This is a genomic window from Erwinia persicina NBRC 102418 (assembly GCF_001571305.1).
GTDB lineage: Bacteria > Pseudomonadota > Gammaproteobacteria > Enterobacterales > Enterobacteriaceae > Erwinia > Erwinia persicina.
On record NZ_BCTN01000032.1, the window covers coordinates 19554 to 28529 of the forward strand.

An 8976-nucleotide genomic window follows, 5' to 3' on the forward strand; every position below is an offset into this window, starting at 1 on the left:
GTTTGTCATTTTGAACCCGGTCAGTGCTCAGAATCCTCACGTACGACGTGTACGCTCCGGTTCTTGCGCGCTGTCTGTGTTCAAACTACCTGCACCAGTAACGCCTATGGGGTTATTTCAATACAGGAATCGATGATGGATTTATCTACATTTACCCAGATTAACCCGCCGCAGCGCCTGCTGATGGGGCCGGGACCGATCAACGCCGATCCGCGCGTATTGCGTGCGATGTCCAGCCAACTGCTCGGGCAGTACGATCCGGCCATGACGCAGTACATGAACGAAGTGATGGCGCTGTATCGCGGCGTGTTCCGTACCGAAAACCGCTGGACGATGCTGATCGACGGGACCTCACGCGCCGGAATTGAAGCGATCCTGCTGTCAGCGATCCGCCCCGGCGATAAAGTGCTGGTACCGGTATTTGGCCGCTTCGGCCATCTGCTCTGCGAAATTGCCCGCCGCTGCCGTGCGGAAGTCCACACCATTGACGTGCCGTGGGGCGAGGTATTTACCCCGGACCAGATTGAAGACGCGATTAAAAAAGTCAGGCCACGCCTGCTGCTGACGGTGCAGGGGGACACCTCTACCACCATGCTGCAGCCGCTGGAAGAGCTGGGAGCAATCTGTAAAAAATATGGCGTGCTGTTCTATACCGATGCCACCGCTTCACTCGCCGGCAACAGGCTGGAAACTGACGCCTGGGGCCTGGATGCGGTCTCTGTGGGGATGCAGAAATGCCTGGGCGGGCCATCGGGGACCTCGCCGATCACCCTCAGCCCGGCGATGGAAGAAACGATCCGTAAGCGCAAATGCGTGGAGGCGGGGATCCGCACCGATGCTCATCAGGATGGTGACGATGAGATGATCTGGTCCAATTATTTCGATCTCGGCATGATCATGGACTACTGGGGCCCCGAACGTCTTAACCACCACACCGAAGCGACGTCGGCGCTGTTTGGCGCCCGCGAGTGTGCCCGCCTGATCCTTGAGGAGGGGCTGGATAACGGCATCGCCCGCCACAAGCTGCACGGAGAAGCGATGCTGAAAGGCATTCAGGGCATGGGACTGGATACCTTCGGCGATCTGAGCCACAAAATGAATAACGTGCTGGGCGTGATGATCCCTGCGGGGGTTAACGGCGATCAGGTCCGTCAGCTGATGCTGGACGATTTCGGCATTGAGATTGGCACCTCCTTTGGCCCGCTGATTGGCAAGGTATGGCGCATCGGCACCATGGGATATAACGCCCGTAAAGACTGCGTGATGCAGACCCTGAGCGCGCTGGAGTCGGTGCTGAATTATGTGGGTTTCCGCAGTACTCAGGGGGCGGCGATGCAGGCCGCCTGGGACCACTACAACGGGAGTCGCGGATGAGCGAGTGCCTGATGAATGCCACGGCCGCTGCCGCCGCTGCGGCGCGCGTCATGGCCCGCTGTGATGCGCTGGCTGAAATCAGTGAAACCCCGGGTTACCTGACCCGTGTCTATCTGTCGCCGGAGCACCTGCGTGCGAATGCGATGGTCGGCAAGTGGATGAAAGCCGCCGGCATGCAGGTCTGGCAGGACAGCGTGGGCAATATCTGCGGACGCTATGAAGGGCAGCGTGAGGATGCGAAAGCGGTACTGCTGGGCTCGCATCTGGATACGGTACGCAACGCCGGGCGCTATGACGGCATGCTGGGCGTGCTGACGGCGATTGAAACGGTGCAGTATCTGCACGATCGCGGCCAGCGCCTGCCGCTGGCGGTCGAGATCATCGGCTTCGCGGACGAAGAGGGCACGCGCTTTGGTATTACCCTGCTGGGCAGCCGGGGCCTGACCGGCACCTGGCCGTCACACTGGCTGACCCATCCGGACGGCAACAGTATTACCGTCGGGCAGGCGATGAAAGATATTGGCTTCAACCCCGATCTGCTGTGGCAGGCGGCGCGCGACGTTGAGGATTTCGTTGCTTACCTGGAGTTACATATTGAGCAGGGCCCGTGCCTGGAGCAGGCGCAGCTGGCGCTGGGGGTCGTGACGGCAATTAACGGCGCGCGGCGTCTCAACTGTCGTTTTACCGGGGAGGCCGGACACGCCGGGACGGTGCCGATGAGCCACCGCAAAGATGCGCTGGCAGCAGCGGCAGAGTGGATGGTGTTTATCGAACAGCGCACACCGCAGCTGGATCCACAGCTGGTCGCGACGGTAGGAACCCTACAGTGCCAGCCCGGGGCGGTGAACGTCATTCCGGGAGAGGTGACGCTGACGCTGGACGTGCGCGGCCCGGAAGACCAGCTGCTGGCGGCGCTGCTGTCTGAACTGCTGGTTCAGGGCGAAGCCATTGCCCTGCGGCGTGGCCTGAGCTTCAGCGCAGAGGAGTATTACCAGATCCCGGCCACGCGCTGTGATGAAGGCTTACAGACTGCGCTGACGCAAGCCGTCGGCACCGTTCAGGGCCGCAGCCTGTCGCTGCCCAGCGGAGCCGGACACGATGCCATTGCCATCGCTGAACGCTGGCCGGTCGGGATGTTGTTTGTGCGCTGCGATCGCGGCATCAGCCACCATCCTGCGGAATCCGTGACCCCGCAGGATGTGGCGCTGGCCGTACAGGCTTACGTGCAGGCCGTGGCGGCGGTGGCCGAAAAATGAATCTTACCCAGTTCAACCAGGCCAGCGCTGACGAGGCGCAGCGTAGCATTGCGCACTGCGTGGCACTGCCTGAGTGGGCCGCGCGGCTGACAGATGCGCGGCCCTACGCCTCGCTGGCAGCCCTGCTGAAACAGGCGGACAGCGTGGCACAGCAGTGGGACAGTACCGCGCTGATGCGGGCACTCTCTGCTCACCCGCGCATTGGTGAGCGGGCGGCGGGCGGCGGAAAAGAAGCGGCCATGTCGGGTAACGAACAGGCCCTGGTGAACAGCGCCGATACGGAACTTGCCCGGGCCTTACGCGCGGGCAATGCTGACTATGAACAGCGTTTTGGCCGGGTGTTTCTGATCCGCGCCAAAGGGCGCAGCGGCCGGCAGATCCTGGCCGAGTTACAGCGTCGCCTGAACAACGACGCGCAGCAGGAGGAGCGAGAAGTGCTCGACCAGCTGCGTGAAATTACGCTTTTACGTCTGGAGGAGACATTCCGGTGAGCACCCTTACCACGCATATCCTGGACACGGCGCTGGGGAAACCCGCCGCCGGCGTGACCATTGCCCTTGAACAGAAGGGCAGTGAGGGCTGGCAACTGCTGGCATCTGGCATGACCAACGCCGACGGCCGGGTCAGCGATCTGACGCCCGACGGGCTGGCCGCGGGCCGCTATCGCCTGACAGCCGCTATCGGCGACTATTTTGCCGCCGACGGACGGGAAACGCTCTACGTCAACGCCCGCATCGACTTTGTCATTGCCGCCCCCGGCAGCCACTACCATTTACCTTTTCTGATCACCCCGTGGTCCTGGTCCACCTATCGTGGGTCATAAACCGTACCCGTGACGGCAGCGGGTGGCCGGAAAGCCTCCTTGGGTGAACCCGCTTTTCCGGGCCGCCCGTCAACCTGCATAAAACGAAAAGGCACCATTATGAGCGTCAGGCCAGAAGATACGCGTTATCCGGCAGGCAAGGCTTTTGCCTGGGGTTTACAGCATGTGTTAACCATGTACGGCGGAATTATTGCTCCCCCACTGATTATTGGTTCAGCCGCCGGGCTGAGTGCCAGCGAGCTGGGTATCCTGGTGACGGCTGCGCTGTTTGTCAGCGGCTGCGCCACGCTGCTTCAGGCGCTGGGTATGCCCGGATTCGGTTCACGGCTGCCGCTGGTACAGGGCGTCTCTTTTGCCGGGGTGGCCACCATGGTGACGCTGGTCACCAGCGGAGGCGGTCTGCCGGTGGTGTTCGGCGCGGTGATGGCGTCCTCGCTGCTTGGTCTGCTGATTGCCCCGCTGTTTGCGCATATCCTTCGCTTTTTCCCCCCGGTGGTGACCGGGACGGTGATAGCGGTGATCGGCCTGTCGCTGATGCCGGTGGCGGCACGCTGGGCGATGGGGGGCAACCCTCATGCGGCAGGCTGGGGGTCAACCGATAATATCGGTCTGGCGGCGGTGACGCTGGTGATGGTACTGCTGTTAAATCGCCTGGGCAGTGCAGCGGTTAAACGGCTGGCGGTCCTGCTGGCGATGGCCTGCGGTACCGGTGTCGCGCTGTGCACCGGGCAGGCAAGCTTCGCCGGCGTGGCGCAGGGGGACTGGCTGGCTCTGCCGGGCGTAATGACCTTTGGCATGCCGGTATTTGATGTGGCGGCCATAGTCTCGATGACGCTGATTGTGCTGGTGCTGCTGACCGAAACCACCGCCGGACTGATAGCCATTGGCGATATTGTGGGTACGGAGGTGGACGGAAAGCGCATCGCCCGCGGCCTGCGCGCCGATATGCTGACCAGCGCACTGGCGCCGCTGTTCAACTCCTTTCCGCAGAGTGCTTTCGCGCAGAATATCGGGCTGGTGGCGATGACCGGGGTGAAAAGTCGCTTCGTGGTCGCCGCGGGAGGCGTCATTCTGGTGATGCTGGGTTTTTTACCGGTGCTGGGCAGAGTCGTGGCGGCTATACCGCTGCCCGTTCTTGGTGGGGCGGGCGTGGTGCTGTTTGGTACCGTGGCGGCCAGCGGCATTCGCACCCTGGCAAAGGTGGATTATAAAGACAATATGAACCTGGTGATTGTTGCCACCTCGATTGCCTTCGGCATGATCCCGATTGTCATGCCGACCTTCTACGACCAGTTTCCCGGCTGGGTGCGGACCCTTTTTCATTCCGGCATCAGCGCCACCTGCCTGGTCTCGGTGATGCTGAACCTGCTGTTTAACCGGGTATCCTCGGGGCGATCGGAAAAAGCTGTGGCCCGCTCCTAGGGGGGGGTCATCTGTTTCAACCGGCCTGCCAGCGATTTCACCAGCTAAAGCTATCTGCATCGCGCCACGCCGGGAATGTCTCGCGGTAGTCGCGCAGCGTCTCCAGCGACAGCGTGGCGTCCAGGCGGGCAGGCTGGTGCGGTTCACCTTCTGCCAGCATCTCCCCCTGCGGGCTGATTATCCGGCTGTTACCGCTGTACTGATGGCCGTTGCCATCGCTGCCCACGCGGTTGCACCCGGCGATATACGCCTGGTTTTCAATGGCGCGCGCCTGTAACAGCGTCTGCCAGTGCAGGGCGCGTGGCGCAGGCCAGTTAGCCACATACAGTGCCAGATCGTAATCATTTTGGTTGCGGGAGAACACCGGGAAGCGCAGGTCGTAACAGACCTGAGGCAGGATGCGCCAGCCGCGCCACTCAATCACCTCGCGGCGCTCCCCGGCCAGATAGTGTTCATGTTCTCCGGCCATGCGGAACAGATGGCGCTTGTCGTAGAAATGCACTTTGCCTTCCGGTTCGACAAGGAAGAAGCGGTTTACCGCCCCGTGCTCAACCTGAATGGCGGCGCTGCCCGCCACCATCGCATTTGCTGCACGGGCTTTCTCCTGCAGCCAGGCAATCACTTCAACTTCTGGCAGTGATCGGGTCGCCGCCTCCATGGCAAATCCGGTGGTGAACATTTCCGGCAGGATAATCAGGTCACGGCCCTGGATATCGTCCAGCAGGTCGTTGAAAAAGGCCAGGTTAGCCTGGCCGTCCATCCATACCAGCGGCTGCTGAAGAACAGTGATGTTTAAAGTTGACACAGGCGCTCCGCAGCAGCGTCCAGCGTGGCTTCCTGTTTGGCGAAGCACAGGCGGATCAGTTTATGAGGAAAGGCGTCGGCGCAGAACACCGACAGCGGGATGGCTGCCACGCCGACTTCTCTGGTCAGCCACTGGCAGAAGGCGACATCATCAAGATCGGAAAGGGCGCTGTAATCAGCCAGCAGGAAGTAGGTGCCTTCGCAAGGCAGGATCGTAAAGCGGCTGCCCGACAGGGCTTTCACAAAGCGGTCGCGTCGTGCCCGGTAGAATTCCGGCAGTTCCCGGTAGTGTTGCGGTTCCTGCGCCAGCATATCTGCCATCGCCAGCTGTGCCGGGGTATTCACCGAGAAGGTCAGATACTGATGTACCTTGCGTACTTCGGCGCTCAGGGCCGCCGGTGCCACGCAGTAGCCCACTTTCCAGCCGGTCATGTGAAAGGTCTTACCGAATGAGGACACGGCAATCGCGCGCGCGCGCAGTTCCGGGTGCGCCAGCACGCTGGCATGGCCGTTAGCGTCGAAGCAGATATGTTCATAGACCTCATCGCTCAGCACGTAAATCTCCTGCCGGGCAATGGCCTGCCACAGCTGGGCGAAGTCGCTCTGCTGCCACACCGTGGCCGTCGGGTTATGCGGGGTATTCAGGATCACCAGGCGGGTGCGCGCTGACAGCAGGGCGGAAAAGGCCTGCCAGTCGGGGCGAAACCCCGGGGGCTGCAGGGCGATGCGTTTCATCACGCCACCCGCCAGAGTGACGGCCGGCGCATAGCTGTCATAGCTGGGATCGAAGCAGATCACTTCATCCCCCGGACGCACCAGCGCAGTGATGGCGGCGAACAGAGCTTCGGTAGCACCGGCCGTGACGGTAACTTCAGTGTTTGCATCGGGGGTGTGGCCGTAAAGTTCAGCCGTTTTTTGGGCAATTGCCTCACGCAGCGGGGCCACGCCGGTCATCGGTGCATACTGATTCGCGCCCTGGCTGACGTGATGTGCCAGGCGCTGTTGCAGATACAGCGGGCCGTCAAAGTCAGGAAACCCCTGAGACAGGTTGATGGCGTTGTACTGCTGCGCCAGTGCGCTCATCTGGGTAAAAATAGTGGTGCCCAGCGCAGGTAGCTTGCTTTCTGGGGTAAACGACGTCTGGCTCATATGACTCAACCCTTGTAGCGCGTTTTTTCCCTTACGGCCTGAAGCTGCAACGGCGGTGGTGCATTTCTCCCGGTCACTGCCTGTCCCCGGGACGCATCGATTTGCCGCCTTGCTGCAACCCCAGCGAGTGGGGGGGAAATGGATGTTATTGCTGCCAATATAACACGGTGTTAGTATTTGGCAATCAAGACGCTTAGACGTCTATAATCATCCTTATCATCTTTCACACTAAGGAATGAGATGACACAACGCTCTCAGTTAGATCAATTAGTTGATGCCTGTCACTGGATTGGCGCACGCGGCTGGGCACCGGCCACCGGCGGCAATATGTCCGTACGCCAGGACGCGCAGTTCTGCCTGCTGAGTGAGTCCGGCAAAGACAAAGGCAGCCTGACGTGCGACGACTTTATCCAGGTTGAAATTGTCAGCAATCGCGTTCCGTCCGGCCGTAAACCCTCGGCAGAAACCGCTTTGCATACGCTGATCTACCGTCTGTTTCCAGAGGCGGGCGCGGTGCTGCACACCCACACGGTGAACGCCACCGTCCTGTCCCGGGTGGAAAAAAGCGCGGCGCTGGTGTTACAGGGTTATGAAATGCAAAAGACGCTGGCCGGGCAGACTTCGCATCAGGACAGCGTGGCGGTGGCGCTGTTCGACAACGATCAGGATATTGCCGGACTGTCAGAGCGGATTGCGCAGTTTGCTGCGCATACGCCGCTGCATTATGGTTTCCTGCTGCGCGGCCACGGGCTGACCTGCTGGGGGAAAGACGTGGCCGAAGCACGTCGTCATCTTGAAGGGCTGGAGTTTCTCTTCCAGTGTGAATTACAACGCCGCATCCTGGAGACATCATGATCCGCGCCATCGTCACCGACATTGAAGGAACCACCAGCGATATTCGCTTTGTCCATAACGTTCTGTTTCCTTATGCGCGGCAGCATCTGCCGGGCTTTATTGCAGAACATCACACACAGCCTGCTGTGGCACAGGTGCTGGACGATCTGCGTACGGAGATTAATCAGCCGCAGGCCAGCAATGATGACCTGGTCGCTGTGTTGTTCGGGTTTATGGATCAGGATCGCAAATCCACTGCGCTGAAAGCGCTGCAGGGCATGATCTGGCGGGCAGGCTACGAGAGCGGCAGCTTTACCGGGCACCTCTATGCTGACGTGCTGCCGGCGTTAAAACAGTGGCAGCAGCAGGGCATCGCGCTGTATGTTTATTCATCTGGCTCCGTTGCTGCGCAGAAATTGTTATTTGGCTACAGCGATGCGGGTGATATCACTGGGCTGTTTAGCGGCTACTTTGACACCCACGTCGGCGCCAAACGTGAGAGGGATGCTTACCGCAACATTGCCAGCCAGATTGGTTTACCTGCAGAGGAACTGCTGTTCTTATCCGATATTCATCAGGAACTGGATGCGGCGCAGGATGCAGGCTGGAAGACCGTGCAGTTAATACGCGGCGACGCGGATGCTGAGAGCCGCCACCGCCAGGTGGCAGGTTTTGATCAGATTAACCAGGAACTGTTGAACTCATGAGCGCACTGACTATTTTTACCGATACCGAAGCGACCACCCCGGTGTGGCACAGCACTGACGCCGCCGCAATCGCTGAAAAACTGAAGGCAAAGGACGTGCGTTTTGAACGCTGGGAAGCAGACCGCGATCTGGGTGAAAACCCGGATGCGGACACCGTGATCAAGGCGTACCAGCATGCGATCGATCGTCTGGTGGCAGAAAAAGGTTATCAGAGCTGGGATGTGATCAGCATGCGTGCGGACAATCCGCAGAAAGAAGTGCTGCGCACTAAGTTCCTCTCTGAGCATACCCACGGGGAAGATGAAGTTCGTTTCTTTGTTGAAGGGGCCGGGCTGTTCTGCCTGCACCTTGACGGGCATATCTATCAGATCCTATGCGAAAAGAACGATCTGATTTCAGTCCCGGCAGGCACGCCACACTGGTTCGATATGGGTTCCTCGCCTAATTTTACCGCTATCCGCATTTTCGACAATCAGGAAGGCTGGGTGGCGAAGTTTACCGGCGATACTATCGCTGATGCTTATCCGCGCTTACCGTAATACCCGTCATTCTTCAGGCTGCAGCGGCGTTGGCTGCAGCCGTTCACCCTGGTCACATAGTGATCTAT

10 protein-coding genes are annotated in these 8976 nt (G+C 60.2%); 8 read left to right on the top strand and 2 right to left on the bottom strand.

Going from position 1 to position 8976, the window contains the following annotated elements; genetic code table 11:
* Positions 1 to 135: 135 nt before the first annotated feature.
* From EPE01S_RS21450 to EPE01S_RS21470, 5 genes are all read left to right on the top strand, one after another.
* The gene (locus tag EPE01S_RS21450) at positions 136 to 1374 is read left to right on the top strand and encodes a pyridoxal-phosphate-dependent aminotransferase family protein (protein WP_062749276.1); all 1239 of its coding nucleotides are present in this window, start codon (positions 136 to 138) and stop codon (positions 1372 to 1374) included.
* Entirely contained in the window at positions 1371 to 2630 is a 1260-nt protein-coding gene (gene hpxK, locus EPE01S_RS21455; RefSeq protein ID WP_062749278.1) for an allantoate amidohydrolase, read from the top strand. Before EPE01S_RS21450 ends, hpxK begins: the two co-directional genes overlap by 4 nt.
* Positions 2627 to 3121 carry a 2-oxo-4-hydroxy-4-carboxy-5-ureidoimidazoline decarboxylase gene (gene uraD / locus EPE01S_RS21460; protein WP_062749280.1) on the top strand — a complete coding sequence of 165 codons (495 nt, stop codon included), beginning with the start codon at positions 2627 to 2629 and terminating at the stop codon, positions 3119 to 3121. Before hpxK ends, uraD begins: the two co-directional genes overlap by 4 nt.
* Positions 3118 to 3453 carry a hydroxyisourate hydrolase gene (gene uraH, locus EPE01S_RS21465; RefSeq protein WP_062749282.1) on the top strand — a complete coding sequence of 112 codons (336 nt, stop codon included), beginning with the start codon at positions 3118 to 3120 and terminating at the stop codon, positions 3451 to 3453. The genes uraD and uraH overlap by 4 nt, the downstream gene beginning before the upstream one ends.
* Before the next feature lie 99 nt (positions 3454 to 3552).
* A complete protein-coding gene (locus EPE01S_RS21470; RefSeq protein ID WP_062749284.1) occupies positions 3553 to 4875 on the top strand; it encodes a nucleobase:cation symporter-2 family protein in 1323 nt (440 codons plus the stop codon).
* Positions 4876 to 4912: 37 nt separating this feature from the next.
* Here EPE01S_RS21470 and EPE01S_RS21475 read toward each other — a convergent pair whose 3' ends face one another.
* Together EPE01S_RS21475 and EPE01S_RS21480 are read right to left on the bottom strand one after the other, a co-directional pair.
* The gene (locus EPE01S_RS21475) at positions 4913 to 5680 is read right to left on the bottom strand and encodes an amidohydrolase (RefSeq protein ID WP_062749286.1); all 768 of its coding nucleotides are present in this window, start codon (positions 5678 to 5680) and stop codon (positions 4913 to 4915) included.
* Positions 5668 to 6828: a pyridoxal phosphate-dependent aminotransferase gene (locus EPE01S_RS21480; protein WP_062749288.1), complete on the bottom strand. Its 1161-nt coding sequence runs from the start codon at positions 6826 to 6828 to the stop codon at positions 5668 to 5670. The genes EPE01S_RS21475 and EPE01S_RS21480 overlap by 13 nt, the downstream gene beginning before the upstream one ends.
* A gap of 240 nt (positions 6829 to 7068) precedes the next feature.
* Here EPE01S_RS21480 and EPE01S_RS21485 point away from each other — a divergent pair, with 240 nt between their 5' ends.
* From EPE01S_RS21485 to EPE01S_RS21495, 3 genes are read left to right on the top strand one after another with little or no spacing between them, the layout of a single operon-like run.
* A complete protein-coding gene (locus tag EPE01S_RS21485) occupies positions 7069 to 7683 on the top strand; it encodes a methylthioribulose 1-phosphate dehydratase (RefSeq protein ID WP_062749290.1) in 615 nt (204 codons plus the stop codon).
* Positions 7680 to 8369 carry an acireductone synthase gene (gene mtnC / locus EPE01S_RS21490; protein WP_062749292.1) on the top strand — a complete coding sequence of 230 codons (690 nt, stop codon included), beginning with the start codon at positions 7680 to 7682 and terminating at the stop codon, positions 8367 to 8369. Before EPE01S_RS21485 ends, mtnC begins: the two co-directional genes overlap by 4 nt.
* Complete coding sequence (locus tag EPE01S_RS21495) at positions 8366 to 8908, top strand: 1,2-dihydroxy-3-keto-5-methylthiopentene dioxygenase (protein WP_062749294.1); 543 nt, start codon at positions 8366 to 8368, stop codon at positions 8906 to 8908. The genes mtnC and EPE01S_RS21495 overlap by 4 nt, the downstream gene beginning before the upstream one ends.
* Positions 8909 to 8976 lie beyond the last annotated feature (68 nt).

Bases quoted from the DNA above. Each gene is read 5' to 3' on its own strand.
- EPE01S_RS21450 (WP_062749276.1), top strand. From the start codon at position 136: ATGGATTTATCTACATTTACCCAGATTAACCCGCCGCAGCGCCTGCTG.
- hpxK (WP_062749278.1), top strand. From the start codon at position 1,371: ATGAGCGAGTGCCTGATGAATGCCACGGCCGCTGCCGCCGCTGCGGCG.
- uraD (WP_062749280.1), top strand. From the start codon at position 2,627: ATGAATCTTACCCAGTTCAACCAGGCCAGCGCTGACGAGGCGCAGCGT.
- EPE01S_RS21470 (WP_062749284.1), top strand. From the start codon at position 3,553: ATGAGCGTCAGGCCAGAAGATACGCGTTATCCGGCAGGCAAGGCTTTT.
- EPE01S_RS21480 (WP_062749288.1), bottom strand. From the start codon at position 6,828: ATGAGCCAGACGTCGTTTACCCCAGAAAGCAAGCTACCTGCGCTGGGC.
- EPE01S_RS21485 (WP_062749290.1), top strand. From the start codon at position 7,069: ATGACACAACGCTCTCAGTTAGATCAATTAGTTGATGCCTGTCACTGG.
- mtnC (WP_062749292.1), top strand. From the start codon at position 7,680: ATGATCCGCGCCATCGTCACCGACATTGAAGGAACCACCAGCGATATT.
- EPE01S_RS21495 (WP_062749294.1), top strand. From the start codon at position 8,366: ATGAGCGCACTGACTATTTTTACCGATACCGAAGCGACCACCCCGGTG.